Below are 16,778 nucleotides of genomic sequence, written 5' to 3'. Positions count from 1 at the left end.
GGTGCATGCAGAGAACCTGCAGCCCTTGAAATATAACCAGCAGGAAAGCCTGATCAACCCGTTCTTTTATGTCGTGGGTGACCCTGACTTTCCGCTGCATGCGCTAGCGAGCACAAGGGACTCGTCAACCGACTGAAAACGCTCAGCCGGATGAAAAGATGATCTATTAAGGGGTCAGACACGCCTGAGAACCGGCGGCAACCACTTCTCGTACCTTTTCACCAAAAGCGCCGTCAAGTTGCTGCGCCATAATTGCTTTCACTTCGTTATCGCTGAAATGCTTGTGTACATATTTGCCCAGGCATTCGCAGCGTTCTTCTGTGACATTATCACCCTTCATACAGCCTTCAACAAACGGGCCATAGGTGTCCGACGTCCACAACTGTGTTTTGGCCAGAAATATGGCCATAGATACAGCTCCAATCCAAAGAAAAATCTTACCCATATTTTGTAAACACTTTGTTCTGATTTTTGTTATGAAACCACATTTTAAGGCTTCAACCCGCGTATTTCAGCTTACTTTAGTCGCAGCACTGCAATTTCCATTCAATAATCCCTTACGTTTTGTGCCATGAAAACCGCTCAAGGCGGTGCTATTCTCAATGCACTTACCGCATCCATTCTGCGAGTTCTTCCGTAGGAAGGGCAGCAGTATGGTTGTAACTAATATGGAGGTAAACACTCATGAGCTTTGAATTGCCAGCGCTGCCCTATGCCCGAGATGCACTAGAGCCGCACATCTCTGCCGAAACACTGGATTACCACCACGGTAAACACCATAACACCTATGTGGTTAAGCTGAACGGTTTGGTGCCGGGATCTGAATTTGAAGGCAAAACGCTGGAAGAGATCATCTTATCCGCACCTGCGGGTGGTGTCTTTAACAACGCCGCGCAGATCTGGAACCACACATTCTACTGGAACTGCCTGTCACCGAACGGTGGCGGCGCTCCTGCCGGCGCGGTTGCTGATGCAATCAACGCTAAATGGGGCTCATTTGCAGCGTTTCAGGAAGAACTGAACGACAAAGCCGTTAACAATTTTGGTTCCAGCTGGACCTGGCTGGTTAAAAACCCGGACGGATCTCTGGAGATCGTCAACACCAGCAATGCCGGCACACCGATGACCGCCGGTCAAACTGCGTTGCTGACAGTTGATCTGTGGAAACACGCCTACTATATCGACTACCGCAATGTACGCCCGGATTACCTGAAAGCCTTCTGGCAATTGGTTAACTGGGACTTTGTAAACGAGAACTTTGCTGGCTAAGTCATCAGCCACTGAGCAAACGACACCCGCGAGACGGCTTTGAAAAGCGGTCTCGCCATTACCCTCGGCAAGGAGGCCGACGGTAGCAGACTCGTCAAAACCGCCCAACAAGAGTAGTATTTGACCAGTCTTTCAAGATTATCCCTATATTCAGGACAGGACGTCTGACATTGAATACGCCACTAACCAAATGGACACTGCCAACACTCTGGCTGTTGCTAACAGGATGTTTGCAACTGTTCCTGCTGAACCTCGATTACAGTCGCATTCAGCAACAGGTCAATGACGAAGCCGGGTATCTCTACGACAGTATTTACGATCGCACCCGCCTCAACGAAGTTCTGCTGCAAAGTTTTACCACGCTGGTTGATGCCCAACCGAACGATCATCAGGCAATACGGCGCTTTGCGACAGGTATGCGTACCCGCAATCCACATATAGCCCGCCTGCAGTTACAAGAACGTGTATCGATCAACGATCTGAGCGTCTTTGAACAGACGATGCGCACGCGCGGTTATGACTATTTCAGTATCCGCTTTGGTGAAAATCAGGCACAGGTCAGCGGCAGTCAGGGCGAACGGATCTTTTTCCCTTTTACGTTTATCGAACCCTTTAATTCAGAAACCCGGCGATTTCTCGGTCTGGACATGAGCACCGACACGCATTTTGCGCAATCATTCCTCGACAGCGTCTATTACCGCCGCCCGGTCGCCACCGAACCCTTCGCCCTGGATGATGGGCGCTCGGCGTACACGCTGTACCAAGTGGTATATGCCAATAACAACAGCCCGGATGACAGCTTTCAGGTCGCCTCATTAGTGATTACCTTTGAGGGTTTACTGCCAGCCACCCCCGCCAAAGATTCTTACACCCGGATATCACTGCTAGATGCCAATGGCCGTTTGCTGGTCAATAGCGGTCAATTGCCTGATAACAACTGGTTGCCGACCCTGTCTGTCACCCACAAACTCAATCGCTTTGGTCAGCCACTACAGGTGCAGCTATCCCGCAGTATGGTATGGAGTGATATCAACTGGGTATTGATGGCCGGCGCGCTGCTTTTTTCACTGGCGCTGCTAAAACTGACTCAAGCGTATACGGAGCAGAAACGGGAAGGACAGCAGCAACGTCAGGCCGTTTTGCAGCAGCTGGAGAGTGAGCGTAACCAACTCGAAAGCCATGTTGATCAGCGGACACGGGAGCTGAACGCTCAACTGCTCGAAAATCAGCGTTTGGCGCATCGGGTGATGGAGGTACAGGAAAACGAGCGGCGTCATCTGGCGCGCGAGCTACACGACGAGCTTGGTCAGTCGCTGACGGCTATCCGCACCGACGCCCGGCTGCTGAAGCGTTTGCACCCGAACGAAACCAGCGCAGTGCACCAAAGTGCCGACTCGATCGATACCATCGCCCGTCATATTTACGCGGTCACCTATGACCTGATGCGCTATCTGCGGCCAACGTCACTGGATGATCTGGGTCTGGTAGACGCGCTGCATGAATGCATCTCCAACCTGCGACTGCGTAAACGCGGCATTCAGCTGGAAACCCGCTTCAGCGGCCCGCTCAACGAGATGGCCGAGACCTACAACATCACCCTGTATCGGCTGGTACAAGAGGCCCTGACCAATACGCTGCGCCACGCCGCTGCGGATCACATCACGCTGGAATTACATCGCTATCAAAGCGATCAGGAAGATTTTCTGGAACTTTCCGTGACCGACAACGGTCACGGGTTTAGCCAGAGTGAAGAAAGCAAAGGTGGGGGTTTTGGTCTGATTGGGATGCGCGAGCGAGTCAATGCACTGGGAGGCCAGTTCAGGATTCAGAGTTCACCCGAGCATGGCACCCGGGTAAACGTCATGATTCCCATGCCAGTTACGGCTGAGGAAGCAGCGCTTCTAACGCCGGCCATACCGTATCCAGCAGATAAGGCTGTCCCGCTGCATTAGGATGTAGGCCGTCGTTCTGCATCAGTGCGGGCTCCAACGCGACGCTTTCCATAAAAAATGGTACTAACGCGGTGTCGCGCGCGCTCGCCACGCGCTGAAAAACATCAGCAAAGCGGCGGGTGTAAGCAGGCCCATAATTGGGCGGCAACTGCATGCCCAGTACCAGCACTTTGGCACCTTGCTGTTGAGACAGCAGGGTCAAACGATCCAGGTTACTCCGAATGACCGGTGGGAACGTACCCCGTAAACCATCATTCGCACCCAGCTCCAACATCACGATGTCGGGCTGATACTGTTTTAGCAGCGCAGGTAGCCGACTCAGGCCTCCCTGAGTGGTTTCACCGCTGATACTGGCGTTCACCACGGATACCGCGTACCCCTTCTGCTGCAGGCGCTGATCCAATAATGCCACCCACCCCTTTTCAGGGGCGATACCGTACGCAGCAGAAAGACTGTCTCCCATCACCAGTAGCGTTGTTGCGCTGGACAGAGGAGCTATACAGATTAGCCAGGTAAGGACGAGAATACGTAACATGAACGGGCCTGTATCAGAGATCATTTTATCTACTCAAGATGTCGCAAAACGGTTCGACACGCAAGCCGGAATGCTGGAACTGTTCAGCCAGATTAATCTGGAGATCCGCCGGGGTGAAACCATCGCCATCACCGGACCGTCCGGTGCCGGCAAATCGACCCTGCTGAGCCTGCTGGCGGGATTAGATCTGGCCAGCGAAGGCAGCATAGCCATTGCCGGGCAAAATACGCACTCTCTAGATGAGAAAGCCCGTGCCGAGTTGCGCTCGCGCCATATCAGCTTTGTTTTTCAGACCTTCCACCTGCTACCTGAGCTGAATGCACTCGAAAACGTCGTACTGCCACTGGAGATCCGTGGTACCGCTCAAGCCACTGACCGTGCCCGGGAATGGTTACAACAAGTGGGGCTAGGTGCGCGATTAGATCACTATCCGGCAGAGTTATCAGGCGGGGAGCAACAACGTGTTGCGATTGCCCGTGCATTTGCCTCAGAACCCGACCTGCTGTTTGCTGACGAACCCACCGGTAATCTCGACGAGCACACCGGAGAAGCGATCATTGAACAACTGTTCCAGCTGAATACGGATCAGAACACCACGCTGGTACTCATCACCCACGACAACCATCTGGCCAGCCGCTGTGATCGCCGCCTGCATCTGCATAACGGTGAACTGCAGGAGTGGCCACAATGACCGCTAGCAGCCTGCTAAAACTGGCATGGCAACAAACACTGGCCGCCGGGCGACTGCCGATCTGGCGAGCGTTACTGCTCGCGCTCACCGTCGCCATCGCGATTGCCACCTTACTGGCCGTGTTGGGTGACCGGCTTGAGCAAAGTCTGGGACGCCAGACCGCTGATCTGCTGGGGGCCGATATGACCCTGCATAGCAGCCGCCCGATTCCGACGGCTATCGCCAACAATGCCAACACATTGGGACTGGAAACTTCACAGGTCGCCCAGTTCCCAACCATGATCGAGGCGGGTGAAAATTTACTGCTGATCTCGCTACGGGCGATCAATATGCCCTACCCTCTGCGTGGCAACATCGTGACACAACCTGAACAGGCGGGCATTCCTGAACCAGGCACACTCTGGGCGGAACCCTCTGTACTGGAACGACTGAATCTCGAGGTTGGGCATCAGATTGAACTGGGATACGCACAATTTACCATTGCCGCCAAACTGATCAGCACACCGGATCGTGGCAATGGTTTCAGCAACTTTAGCCCCCAAGTGATGATCAACCAGCAAGATCTGGACGCTACCGGGTTGCTGGGGCCGGGTTCGCGCGTGCGTTACCGTCAGCTGTTTGCCGGTGACCCGGAGGCACTGACTAAACTGGAGAATCAGCTGCGTCCGGACCTCGCCAGCGGCGAACGTCTGATCACCTTAGACAGCAGCAATAATATCAATGGCGGTGCGCTGAACAATGCCTCCCGCTATCTGCGTTTAGGCGCGTTGCTGACCTTGCTGATATCAGCCCTGACCATCGCCCTGAGTCTGCGGCGGTACACGCTTAACTCCCGTGACCGCGCCGCGGTATTACTCAGTCTCGGTATGAGCGCCCGTCAGTTGCAGGGACTGTTCCTGTTACAGTTATTGTTGGCTTGGCTGGTATGCGCACTCGCGGGTACTGCGGTGGCACTGGGGCTGGAACAGGTAACACTGTATCTGTTGGATGACCTGTTGCCGCAGCCGGTGCCTCCCGCTCAGCCCGCACTTTATAGCCTTGGCGCACTGCTGGGGCTGGTCAGCCTGATTACGCTGGGGTTGCCGCCGATGGTCTCGATGAGTCAGGTCTCCGTTATGCACCTGTTCCGGCGCAGTGCCACCCCAACCACATTGGGCGGACGCCTGTTACAGCTGGTTGCCGGATTGATGCTGACAGGCCTGTTGATGCTTTATCTGGACGATCTTAAGCTGACGCTGATTCTGATCGCCAGCTTGTTGGTGACTGCATGGTTGCTGGGTAAGCTGGGGGCATGGTTGCTGCGTATCAGCGCCTTTGCCCTGGCAGGAAAACACACGCTGGTCCGCCTGTTACGACTGCGGTTACAGCAACAACAGCGCTGGCACCAGATGCAGATTCCGGTTATCAGCTTGTTACTGGCACTGATGGCCATTAGCCTCTGGGCACGATCCGACCTGCTTGATCGCTGGCAGTCCCAGCTACCGGACACAACACCCAATCATTTTCTGATCAACATCCAACAGCATGAACGGGACGGCGTTGATCAACTGCTGCAATCCTATGATCTGCAAAGCCAGCTGTATCCGATGATCCGTGGCCGTATCAGTGGTCTGAATGGAGAGCCGATTGCCACCGCATTCACGCCGGAACAGCGGCAACACAACGCGTTGAACCGTGAACTCAACCTGACCTGGGGGAAACAGATGCCCGCCCATAATCGCCTGCTCAGCGGTCAATGGGTGTCTCAAAGCGACGGTGACGAGGTTCAGCTGTCGGTCGAGCAGGAATTTGCCAACACCCTGGGGTTAACCTTAGGTGATCAGCTGATGTTCAGTATCGGCAGCCACACGGTGGAAGGCACCATCAGCTCGATACGTTCCGTGCAGTGGGAATCCTTCCAGCCTAACTTCTACGTGATCTTCACTCCCGGCGCGCTGGATAACATGCCAGTGAGTTATATCACCAGTTTTTACGCCAGTGGCGAGCAACGCAAGGTGGGCAATGAGCTGTTGCAGCAGTTCCCAACCATCACCCTGATCGATATCGAGCAACTGCTGGCACAGGCACGCAGCCTGATCGGAAAACTGAGTGATACCTCAGGGCTCGTCATGCTGCTCACCTTACTGGCGGGACTGGTGCTGGTGTTTACCACACTCAGTCAGGAGCTGGACCAGCGCCGCTATGAGAACGCCCTGCTGCATACACTGGGGGCTACACCGCAACAGTGTCAGCAACTGGATCTGCTGGAATTTGCACTATTGGGTCTGGTCTGTGGCGGATTAGCCGCTGCACTGGGCGAAATTGCGCTCTGGTTTATCCATCAGCGGCTGGTGCTGATCGAGCCGGTTTTGCATCCCACCAATTGGCTACTGCTGCCATTGGCGGCGACAGCGCTCTTCACACTGACCGGTCTGCTGGCCCGGCGTCGGGTCGATGAACGCAACAGTTACCAGCTGCTGCGTCGCTTGGGGTAAACGCCACATGGAACTGGGTCTGATCAGAGGCCCAGTTCTACACGCGCGTTAGCATCAGCGGTCTGTTCTACTTTGGCAAAACAGAGGAACAAACGGCTGTTGTCGATGCTGGCAGACATATGCTGTTTCACTGTTGCCGCACGCTGATTCGCCAGATCCAGCAGCTTCTGTTGCAGCTCCTGCTGCAGGGCATCCTGCGACAACGGTTTCTTACGTTTTTTGTTCGCCGCCACCAGCGCAGGCATCAGTTCCGGACCATCCGCTGCGACAGCACGTCCGCAAATATTCAGGCGCATTGCCTGACGCTCCTTCAGCATGTCCGACAGTTTCCCCAGATACTCTTTGCCTTTACCGTTGAGCGCCGCGCTACCCGGTGTGAACGCCACTGGGGTCAGTGTAATGAAGGTGCCTTTTTCAGAGGCCTCCATGGCAGTGCTAGCCAACGAAATCAGGGTTGCGTAAGGCTGCAGGGATTTCGTCAGGAAACTGATCGCCGCAGTTTTCAAACCGCGCCCCGCCAGCTCATTGATGACACTCTGATAGCCAAACTCTGGATCAGACAACGAACCACTAACGGGAATATCCAGCTCAATGTTGTTGTCGTTGTCCTCCAAGATCATAATCGCGGTTTCCAGCGGCATGGTGATCTTCTGACTGAACGCAGCCACCTTATCAGAATCGCGCTGATCAACCGTCAGGCGGTTCAAGCGCATCTGATTAACACCCTCAATTTTGCCCTCTGCCAATGTACCTTTGGCATCCAGATTAAACTGCCCACTGTTGAGGTAATAGCCGGTAAAACGTTCGGCGTAGGGGCTGAGAGGCGGCAGTTCCAGATCCTTCAAATTCAGCTGCCAGTTGGCATTGTGCTCATCACCGCTCAGTTCAGCCTCACCCTTCAGATCCAGCGTAGAGAACTGATTAATCGTCGCCTGTAAACCAAAGGGGGTCGATTGCACCGTGCCGGTATCAACCGCGCCCAACGTCAGGGTTTCCAGATCGACCGTGCTGCTAAACGCAGGCTCCGTCCCCTGATCGGTGAAGTGGATCTGGTTTTTACCCACCATATCGAAACTCTTCAGGCTGATCCGTAACGGCTTAGCCGGTTCGCTCGTGGACTTATCTGCAACAACCTTATCGTCTGACGGCGGCGACAACTGCGCCAGCAGCCAGTCCACATCGCTCATTTTTCCTTCAGGCGATAGCGTGACATTTGCATCAAGCCCCGCCATGCTCAGGCTGCCCAACGCGGCGGCGTGCTCTGGCAGAAAGTGAACCGATTTGAGGCGTGTACGCGCCAGCTTCAGCAGATGTTTGTTTTCACCCAACACCAACAAACCATCCGCCGAAACAGGACCGGTTTTCACCTGCAACGGCAACTTCACCTGTGCCTGCTTAACTACCAAATTTTGCAACGCCAACAGGGGATTGGCTGCCGCAGACAGACTGAACTGTTGTAGTTCGGTCGATGGTAGCTGGATATCAAAGGCCGCCATGTCAGCACTTTTCACCTGTGCGTTGAGCGCGTACTGGCCGAGCTTTACCTGCTGCTTCTGCTGCTGAAGCACCAGCCCCTGACCGTTCAAGTCACCACCCACACGCAGATCCGTCGGTTGTCCCTGATTCAGTACCAGCGCGACCTCGCCATCCCAATCAAGTTTCGACTGTTGCAGAGACTGATCTCCCAGTGAGGCCTGCAAGCCCGTCAGGCTAAGTGGCCCTTTCTGGCTCAATGACTGTTGCTTGCCTTGTAACTGGGTGTTGAGCGACAGCGTATATCCGGCAAGCTGCAACTCAGTTTCCGGTTGCTTAAGATCCAGCTTATTGCCTGTCAGCAGGCCTTTAACGCTCAGGTTATCGGGTTGACCATCACGCAGAGAAACCGCTACATCACCTTTCCAGTTAAGGTCAGATTGCTGTACGTCTAATCCATCCCGCGCCAGTTTTAAATCACTGACACGGATCGACCCGCTTTGCGTCACCTGCCCCGTTTCACCCTTAAAATCGGCACTGATTTTAAGATCCAGATCGATAAACGCTTTCAGTCCCGGTTCGATTAACGCGGTCACGCTGTGCAGCGGGAACTGACTGATATTGACGCGGAGCGTGCTGCGTTTTTCTTCCGGCAGCGGTGTACTCTCTGTTTTCAAAGACAGAGGTGCGCCATTAATGCTGCCATCCAGGTTCAGTGCGGTGGGTTGTTCTTTGTTCCAGAAATGGAAATCCTTCAGTTCACCCTGCGAGATATTGAGCTGATGTTCCTGACCCGCCATCGCGGTATACCAGCGGATATCTTCGAGCTGGATATCATCGATCCCCGGCAACCATGCCGACCCGCTGTCGGATGTTTCCTGCGTGCTGTCATCACCGGACAATGCATTCAGGTCTATAGGCCCGAGCCACAGGGACGGCGCTTGCTCAACAATGCCGGAGTTCAGACCTTTCAGCTGAATCGTACGTACGAGTATGCGTTGATCGGTGAGCGCCGCATAATCCAGCTTTACAAAGAGACGGTCGATATTCAGCGACTGATGCCCGTCAGATTCGGCTCGCAGCTCCAGAATTTCGATTTCCCCACTGAGCCAGTTCACGTTCAGGGCTTTAAGGCTGGCCGTCTCTACCCCCTGTGAGCGTAACCAGATAACCGCCTGATCACGAATCAGGTACGGTAAGTTGTGCAGAAACAACGCAACAATAACCAGCAGTGTCAGTAACCAACGCATCCTATCTATCCCTTAGCAGACAACTTTCTCTATCATAACGCCAATCGTAAAAAATACAGGGATGCTAACGTGAAAAAGATTGCTCTGCTGTTCATCAGCCTCTGTTTTTGCCACTCGGCCTTCGCGCTGACCTTCAGTGAACTGAAGCAGCAGAGCGTATCGGACGAATTGTTGTTCCTCTCTTTTAACGATCATCCTGATCTGTTTATCGATGCGGACTCCGTCCAGCACCTGCGCCAGTATCACAATCAGTATCTGCGTGAACCGATGTACGACGACTACCTTCATGTAGTACTGCAAACCATGCTCGGCCGTGCGGGCTTTCAACACCTGTTCCGTAATCTGGGCGGTGGTTTTGTACCGATCCGTATCATTAACGAACAGTTGATGATGAAAGGGACACGCGATCATTGCGGCGGCATGGAGGAGGCGCTGATTATGGTCGACATGCGTTCGGGGGATGTGAGTAGCGTGCTCTACTCGGAAGAGACCTTTCTGATTCATTCAACCTACCCCAGCGGAGATCAACTGCCGAGAGGTCTTTTGCAGTGGATTGAGCGGATTTTGAATGCCTACGGCAGCCGGGAGAACCCGACACGAAACAAGGTGTTACTGCGCAAAATAGCGGGTGACTGGTGTCGTGCGAACGGCCGATAACACAGCGATTGAGCCGCTCCTCACTCCGAAAACTCGGTATTAATACTTAAATATCATTATAAAAAACAAGGGAATTTCAGGACTACTCAAAGCAAATCGGTCCTGCTAGAATCGCGCTCCAAGACAGTTCTGTGCAATTTATAAACACATACAAGATTCCGGCTAACCGGAACAGACAGCAATAACACAGCAGTCACGACGTTGAGAGAAAGCGAGACAGTTTTCCCGCGTCAGCTGCGGATGACTCTTTCTATGCGGAGCATCCTGCTTATAAATCGCGCACAGTTTTTCAATTTTTATCTATTTGAAAGGGTGAACTCAATGGCACATCACGACGAAAATTTCCGCGACGGTTCTGGTTTTGGCTGGATTCTGGTTAATCTGGTAGCACTGGCCTGGATCACCATGCCTGCAAGCATCGCCTGGTCTAACGTTTCGTTCTAAGCTCAGCTCTGATACTGAGTGCTTACACTTAGTTCTTAGTACCTTAGACACAGACTGCCTGAACCCTTACCGTTCAGGCAGTTACGTCAAATCTATTAGCTGTCCAGCTTGATAGTCTGCACGCCTTCTTCAGTCCCCATCAGCACCACATCGGCACCACGTTGGGCAAACAGGCCGTTGGTTACCACACCCACAATATTGTTCAGGTGTTCTTCCAGACCTTTAGGATCAGTGATCTCCAGATCATGTACATCCAGAATCATGTTGCCATTGTCGGTAACGAAGTTTTCGCGCCACACCGGCATGCCATCCAGTTTCACCAGTTCGCGGGCCACCTGAGATCGTGCCATTGGAATCACTTCCACCGGCAGCGGGAATTCACCCATCACCTCAACATGTTTAGTGCTGTCCACAATGCAGACAAACTCTTTCGCAACAGCCGCCACGATCTTCTCACGGGTCAGTGCACCACCGCCGCCTTTGATCAGGTTCAGGCCGTCATCAAACTCATCAGCACCATCCACATAGACTTCCATATCCGCGACAGAATTCATGTCATATACCTGAATACCGTGCGCTTGCAGGCGTTCCGCGGTCGCTTCGGAACTGGCGACGGCACCGTCAAACAAGTGCTTGATCTCTGCCAATGCGTCGATAAAGCAGTTAGCGGTAGAACCGGTACCCACACCCACAATGCTGTCTTTACCCAGGCGCGGCTTGATGTAATCAACCGCAGCCTGACCTACAGCTTTCTTCATTTCGTCTTGTGTCATGCGTCACGCATCCCCAGTCATCTAAGAAGCCAATTTTGGGGAAATTATACGCACAGATTGCGACGGCTTGTAGCCAACGGTGGCGCTAAAAACCACTACTTTCGCGGGATATTCAAAAGCACTGGATTACCCCTATCCCACAATCAACGATCATCAGGCCGCGCAAAATACGTCAATCAAGGCAGTAATAAGCGCAAATAGCGCTCTCTGGCACTGTTTATTGCTTGTCCATAGATGCCTGAGCCTTTACCATTCTCTCAATACGCAGTCAAAAAATCCCCCGCAAGATACCGATACCCCTATGGCACACCGATATATCAAGAAGATTCTGGAAGCCCGTGTTTACGACGTGGCGGTTGAAACTCCATTGGAAGTCGCTCCATCACTGTCGAAGCGCCTTGGTAACAAGATTTTGCTTAAGCGTGAAGACGAACAACCCGTGTTCTCGTTCAAGCTCCGTGGCGCTTACAACAAGATGAATCAGCTGAGCGCAGAAGAGCGCGCCTGTGGTGTGGTCGCTGCCTCTGCTGGCAACCATGCACAGGGTCTGGCGATGGCCGCCAATAAGATGGGGGTGGATGCCACCATCGTGATGCCAAAAACCACACCGGACATTAAGGTCAACAATGTCCGTGCATGGGGCGGTAATGTGGTGCTCTTCGGCGACACCTTTGATCAGGCACTGGCCCACTCTCAGAAACTGGTTGAAGAGCACGGTTATGTCTACGTACATCCGTACGACGATCAGGACGTCATTGCCGGACAAGGCACCATTGCGATGGAGATCCTGCGTCAGGAAAGTGGGCCGATTGATGCGGTTTTTGTCCCGGTTGGCGGCGGTGGCCTGATTGCAGGTATCTCGGTGTACATCAAATACCTGCGCCCGGAAGTCAAAGTGATCGGCGTCGAGTATGAAGATTCAGCCTGTCTGAAAGCAGCATTGGAAGCCAACGAGCGCGTCACCCTGTCTCAGGTGGGTATTTTTGCCGAAGGCGTGGCGGTCGCTCAGATCGGTGAACACACGTTTGAGATCGCACGCCAATATGTGGATGAGGTGATCACGGTCAATACCGATGAGATCTGTGCCGCCATCAAAGATATCTACGATGACACCCGTTCCATCTGCGAACCGGCAGGTGCATTGGGTGTAGCGGGCATGAAGAAATATGTCGCACGTGAAAACTGCTCAGATGAAACCCTGATTGCGATCGATTCCGGCGCCAACGTCAACTTTGACCGCCTGCGGCATATCGCCGAACGGGCAGAGCTGGGTGAAAACCGCGAGGCGATTATTGCGGCTAAGATCCCCGAACGTCCGGGCAGTTTTAAAACATTTTGCGCAGCACTGGGGCAGCGCAATATCACCGAGTTTAACTACCGCTATAGCGACGACAACGAAGCCATTGTCTTTGCCGGTATCCAGACTAAGGCCGCTGGCTGTGGTCGGGAATCGCTACTGAACGACCTGCGTGAACATGTGCCAGAAGTGGAAGATCTGACCGACAATGAGATCGCCAAGCTGCACGTGCGTTATATGGTCGGTGGTCACGCACCGGGATCACTGGAAAACGAAGTGGTATACCGCTTTGAGTTCCCGGAACGTCCGGGCGCGCTGATGAAATTCCTCAGCACACTGGGCGGCCGCTGGAATATCTCTATGTTCCACTACCGCAACCACGGTGCAGCTTACGGACGCGTACTGGTCGGTATGCAGGTGCCGGAAGGTGAGCGTAGCGAAGTGGAAAGCTTCCTCGCGGAGATCGGTTACAACTTCTGGGAAGAAACCGATAACCGCGCCTATCAGCTGTTTCTTGGCTAAGCATCACCCACGCCATACCCGAAAAAAGCCCCGTACGGTTTACCGACGGGGCTTTTTTATAAACTCAGCGACGCAGCTTATCGCGTCGATCACTCAGGGCAGATCAGCCCAGGCTGATTCAAATTCAGTCATCAACGCTTTGATCGCCATGATATTAAAGCTATCCACCGCGTCCAGTAGCAACGTAGCGTAACGGTCCAGTGCTTGAGCCTGCCCGGCGACCGCCACATCCGCGACGGCTTTAGCAAACGCGGTAATCGTGTCCATATTGTTGCTCTTCTGTGATTGCTGAAACAACATGAAAGCGTGCTGCTTGAGTTGAGATACATACGGCTGTAGGTCTTGTGCCCGCAGACGCACACCCCCAGTGTCAGTCGCTGCATCATGCGCCTCTATATCATGTGTCAGAAACTGCATCAGCGTCTGGAACAGATCACCTTTTAATACCGGCTTGCGCAGGTAAGCGTCAAAGTTAGCCTGCTTCAGCTGCTGGAACTCATCCTGCATAACGGATGCGGTTAAGGCGATGACCGGCAATTCAGGCCAGCGCTGCTTCACATGCTCTGCACAGTCATAACCGTCCATCCCCGGCATGCGGATATCCATGATCACCAGATCGATCTCATGTTGCTCCAGCTGGGCCAACGCGGCATGACCGTCTGCGGCGGTGTACACCGTTAACGGTGAGTCGGCAAAGTTCTGTACCAGCAGCGCCCGGTTGTCCTCCACATCATCCACCACCAGCACCGTGGCCGGATGGAACCGGACCTGACTGCAGTCAAAAGCGAGGCTCGCATTGAGGGTCTTTTGCGCCTGCACCGAGGCAATATCCACCTCTTTTAAGGTGACCGTAAACGTTGTCCCTTGCCCCGGCTGACTGACAACGTCGATCTGCCCCCCCATCAGACTGACCAAACGCTGACTGATGCTCAGCCCCAGCCCCGTGCCGCCATATTTTTCATTATCTTGTCCAAACTGCTGGCCAAAACTGTCAAAGATGGTTTTGAGCTGGTCCGGTGCAATTCCCATTCCCGTATCTTCCACACGAATCACCAGATCAATTTTGCTGCGTGCCTCATCGTGATTAATCGCCAGCGCAGCCAACCGCACATGACCCCGTTCGGTAAACTTCACCGCATTGCCAATCAGATTAAAAATCACTTGTCGCAGGCGGGTCGCATCTAACAACAGCGCGTCGGGAATACTGTCATCGGTCGAGAGATACAGTTGAATGCCCTTTTTACTGACATTCATCGTGAAGATATCAGCAATCTCTTTCAGCATCTCATGCAGGTTACAGGCACTGTGGGAAAGCTCCATCTTCCCCGCTTCAATCTTTGAGAGGTCGAGAATATCGTTGATCAGGCGCAGCAGGGAGTTACCTGCGTTTTGAATAATTCGGGTGAAGTCCTGCAAACGCGGTTCTGTCACTTGTTCACGCAGCAACTCGGTAAAGCCAAGAATAGCGTTCATCGGTGTCCGGATTTCGTGGCTCATATTCGCGAGAAATTCGGACTTCGCCGCATTGGCCGCTTCGGCCTGTTCTTTGGCGCGCTGTAACTGCTGTTCCATCTCAATACGTTCCGAGAGGTCCAGCGATAAGGATAAAAATGCCGGCTGATGGTTATATTCGATAGGGATCACCGAGAGCATCATATTGCTGACAGACCCGTTTGCTTCCCGCATCGAAACGACTTTTTGCTCAACCTTACCCTCACGCGCGAGCTGCGCCTTAACCGCCGCCCGCTCGTCATCATTGACGTAATAGTCGGCAATATTTTTACGCCGAGCCTCCTCTGCGCTGATGCCAAAATCGCGCAATACCACCGCATTGGCCGACAAGACCTCCCCCGACGGCGCGGTGACCAGAATGCGTAACGGCACATTGTCGATCACCACCTGCAATTGAGCCTGACTCTGGCGCAGCTCTGATTCCAGCTGCTGACGACGGCGAATTTCACGTGCCAGCTTCAGGTTCCAATAAAATACGATGCCCATGATGACCAGCAATACTGTCACCACCTGGACAATCAGCCAGTAATCCGTCTGCTTAGCAAACTCAAGCTTGCTCCACTTGGCTGAAATCACCGGCCCTTGTGTCTGATCGATATGGCTCAGGGTTTTATCAAGCAGACTGTGCAGTGCGGGACGGGATTTATTGACGTAGAGGGCCAACGCCTGATTAACGTGTGTTTTACCGACAATATTGATCGAGTGCACATTCTGGGTTTTCAGCAGGTAGCGGGCTTGTGGCATCGGGAGTACTGTCGCCTGAACCGTACCTTTCTCCAGCATCATTAACGCCTGTGTCGCATTCCGTGCACGGACAAACTTAGCGTCGGGGTACTCCGTTTTGATCTGTTGCGAATAACCTGAGCCCTCCACCAGCGCGATATGTGCATCGGCAATATCGCCCAGCTCATTCACAAACGCCTGCTGTTTCATCAGAACCACCACCGGTGCAGCAGCGTAGGGCACAGTGGCACGGTAATCCTGCGTCAGTCGATCATCTCCCTGAAAAGAGGACACCACTTCTACCTGCTGCTGCGCCGCGATCGCCATCATCTGCGATGCAGTGTCCGCAGGCAGATAGGTAAAGCTCACCGGGATCGACGCCTCAATCTGCTTCAGATATTCCGCGACAATCCCCACATGGTGACCGTTACGGTTCATCTCAAACGGCATCGATTGTGGCAAGCCGGTAAAACGGATCTGCCGGTTGCTGACTAACCAACGGCGCTCTTCTGGCGTCAGCACAAGATCAACGGCGTTCAATTCTTCCAGAATGAACCCCTGCACCCACTTCTGATAAATCGCCTGTTTCTCAGCCTGAGAGATACTATTGAGGGCTTTCTGGATAATCGAGGCCAGCTGCGGATAGTCATCACGGGTCATCATATGCAGGGTATTCAGCCCCTGTCCCCGGGTAGAGCGGAACGGCACAATTTCAGTAATGCCCTGTTTCGCAAGCGCATAGGCAACCGCCGGGTAACCGTCATACAGCAGCTGCGCTTTACCCTGCAGTACCGCATCAATCGAAGCGGAAAAGCTTGCCACTTCCAACACGTTTATCTCCGGGAAGTGTTGTCTGATCCGTTCCGCCTGCGCATAACCTTTGGGAATCGCGACCGTTTTTCCCGCCAGATCAGCCAGTGTTTCAAGTTGCAGATCCCGATGTACAAAGAAGTAATCGAGAATATCGAAGTAAGCATCCGAAAACAGCGCATAGGCTTCACGTTCCGGGGTTTTATAGGCCCCCGGCAACAGATCCAGCTGTTTATCCTGCAACCGTTGCAGGTTGATGTCCCACTCATCCAATGTCGTTTCGAACTTCAGCCCAGTGCGACGTGAGATCAGCGCCAGATAGTCCGCGACAATCCCACTGTAGCGCTGATCCGCATTGATAAAATCATAGGGTGCCCAGTCTTTCAGTCCCCCGGC

At 53.5% G+C, this 16,778-nt stretch carries 12 protein-coding genes; 7 read left to right on the top strand and 5 right to left on the bottom strand.

The window, feature by feature from the left end:
* Positions 1 to 166 precede the first annotated feature (166 nt).
* The gene (locus ABYW01_RS02980) at positions 167 to 409 is read right to left on the bottom strand and encodes a hypothetical protein (protein ID WP_372831063.1); all 243 of its coding nucleotides are present in this window, start codon (positions 407 to 409) and stop codon (positions 167 to 169) included.
* 275 nt (positions 410 to 684) lie between these two features.
* On the opposite strand from ABYW01_RS02980, the gene ABYW01_RS02975 reads away from it, so the two are divergent.
* Together ABYW01_RS02975 and ABYW01_RS02970 are read left to right on the top strand one after the other, a co-directional pair.
* On the top strand, positions 685 to 1,269 hold the full coding sequence (locus ABYW01_RS02975; protein ID WP_372831062.1) for a Fe-Mn family superoxide dismutase: 585 nt from the start codon (positions 685 to 687) through the stop codon (positions 1,267 to 1,269).
* Between the two features lie 170 nt (positions 1,270 to 1,439).
* The gene (locus tag ABYW01_RS02970; RefSeq protein WP_372831061.1) at positions 1,440 to 3,221 is read left to right on the top strand and encodes an ATP-binding protein; all 1,782 of its coding nucleotides are present in this window, start codon (positions 1,440 to 1,442) and stop codon (positions 3,219 to 3,221) included.
* Here ABYW01_RS02970 and ABYW01_RS02965 read toward each other — a convergent pair.
* On the bottom strand, positions 3,148 to 3,756 hold the full coding sequence (locus tag ABYW01_RS02965; protein ID WP_372831060.1) for an arylesterase: 609 nt from the start codon (positions 3,754 to 3,756) through the stop codon (positions 3,148 to 3,150). The two genes, ABYW01_RS02970 and ABYW01_RS02965, sit on opposite strands and share 74 nt — an antisense overlap.
* Here ABYW01_RS02965 and ABYW01_RS02960 point away from each other — a divergent pair.
* Both ABYW01_RS02960 and ABYW01_RS02955 read left to right on the top strand, forming a co-directional pair.
* The gene (locus ABYW01_RS02960) at positions 3,755 to 4,447 is read left to right on the top strand and encodes an ABC transporter ATP-binding protein (protein WP_372831059.1); all 693 of its coding nucleotides are present in this window, start codon (positions 3,755 to 3,757) and stop codon (positions 4,445 to 4,447) included. The genes ABYW01_RS02965 and ABYW01_RS02960 overlap by 2 nt on opposite strands.
* A complete protein-coding gene (locus ABYW01_RS02955) occupies positions 4,444 to 6,921 on the top strand; it encodes an ABC transporter permease (RefSeq protein ID WP_372831058.1) in 2,478 nt (825 codons plus the stop codon). Before ABYW01_RS02960 ends, ABYW01_RS02955 begins: the two co-directional genes overlap by 4 nt.
* Before the next feature lie 23 nt (positions 6,922 to 6,944).
* On the opposite strand, the gene ABYW01_RS02950 is transcribed toward ABYW01_RS02955, so the two are convergent.
* Complete coding sequence (locus ABYW01_RS02950) at positions 6,945 to 9,644, bottom strand: DUF748 domain-containing protein (protein WP_372831057.1); 2,700 nt, start codon at positions 9,642 to 9,644, stop codon at positions 6,945 to 6,947.
* A gap of 69 nt (positions 9,645 to 9,713) precedes the next feature.
* Between ABYW01_RS02950 and ABYW01_RS02945 the strand changes: the two genes are divergently transcribed.
* On the top strand, positions 9,714 to 10,301 hold the full coding sequence (locus tag ABYW01_RS02945; RefSeq protein WP_372831056.1) for a hypothetical protein: 588 nt from the start codon (positions 9,714 to 9,716) through the stop codon (positions 10,299 to 10,301).
* Positions 10,302 to 10,622: 321 nt separating this feature from the next.
* Complete coding sequence (locus tag ABYW01_RS02940) at positions 10,623 to 10,745, top strand: hypothetical protein (RefSeq protein ID WP_372831055.1); 123 nt, start codon at positions 10,623 to 10,625, stop codon at positions 10,743 to 10,745.
* A gap of 95 nt (positions 10,746 to 10,840) precedes the next feature.
* Here the strand turns inward: ABYW01_RS02940 and rpiA are convergent, their stop codons facing one another.
* Positions 10,841 to 11,518 carry a ribose-5-phosphate isomerase RpiA gene (gene rpiA, locus ABYW01_RS02935; protein WP_372831054.1) on the bottom strand — a complete coding sequence of 226 codons (678 nt, stop codon included), beginning with the start codon at positions 11,516 to 11,518 and terminating at the stop codon, positions 10,841 to 10,843.
* Positions 11,519 to 11,819: 301 nt separating this feature from the next.
* Between rpiA and ilvA the strand changes: the two genes are divergently transcribed.
* Positions 11,820 to 13,337 (top strand): threonine ammonia-lyase, biosynthetic, encoded by a 1,518-nt coding sequence (ilvA, locus tag ABYW01_RS02930; RefSeq protein WP_372831053.1) that lies wholly within the window; start codon positions 11,820 to 11,822, stop codon positions 13,335 to 13,337.
* 93 nt (positions 13,338 to 13,430) lie between these two features.
* Here ilvA and ABYW01_RS02925 read toward each other — a convergent pair.
* A partial coding sequence (locus tag ABYW01_RS02925; RefSeq protein ID WP_372831052.1) for a transporter substrate-binding domain-containing protein occupies positions 13,431 to 16,778 on the bottom strand: 3,348 nt, incomplete at its 5' end.

This window comes from Pontibacterium sp., from assembly GCF_041587635.1.
Lineage (GTDB): Bacteria > Pseudomonadota > Gammaproteobacteria > Pseudomonadales > Balneatricaceae > Pontibacterium.
This window is presented reverse-complemented; position numbering and strand designations above follow the sequence as displayed.

What these genes read in the sequence shown, in the direction of transcription:
- ABYW01_RS02980 (WP_372831063.1), bottom strand. Translation starts at nt 409, where the DNA reads ATGGCCATATTTCTGGCCAAAACACAGTTGTGGACGTCGGACACCTAT.
- ABYW01_RS02975 (WP_372831062.1), top strand. Translation starts at nt 685, where the DNA reads ATGAGCTTTGAATTGCCAGCGCTGCCCTATGCCCGAGATGCACTAGAG.
- ABYW01_RS02960 (WP_372831059.1), top strand. Translation starts at nt 3,755, where the DNA reads ATGAACGGGCCTGTATCAGAGATCATTTTATCTACTCAAGATGTCGCA.
- ABYW01_RS02965 (WP_372831060.1), bottom strand. Translation starts at nt 3,756, where the DNA reads ATGTTACGTATTCTCGTCCTTACCTGGCTAATCTGTATAGCTCCTCTG.
- ABYW01_RS02955 (WP_372831058.1), top strand. Translation starts at nt 4,444, where the DNA reads ATGACCGCTAGCAGCCTGCTAAAACTGGCATGGCAACAAACACTGGCC.
- ABYW01_RS02950 (WP_372831057.1), bottom strand. Translation starts at nt 9,644, where the DNA reads ATGCGTTGGTTACTGACACTGCTGGTTATTGTTGCGTTGTTTCTGCAC.
- ABYW01_RS02940 (WP_372831055.1), top strand. Translation starts at nt 10,623, where the DNA reads ATGGCACATCACGACGAAAATTTCCGCGACGGTTCTGGTTTTGGCTGG.
- rpiA (WP_372831054.1), bottom strand. Translation starts at nt 11,518, where the DNA reads ATGACACAAGACGAAATGAAGAAAGCTGTAGGTCAGGCTGCGGTTGAT.
- ilvA (WP_372831053.1), top strand. Translation starts at nt 11,820, where the DNA reads ATGGCACACCGATATATCAAGAAGATTCTGGAAGCCCGTGTTTACGAC.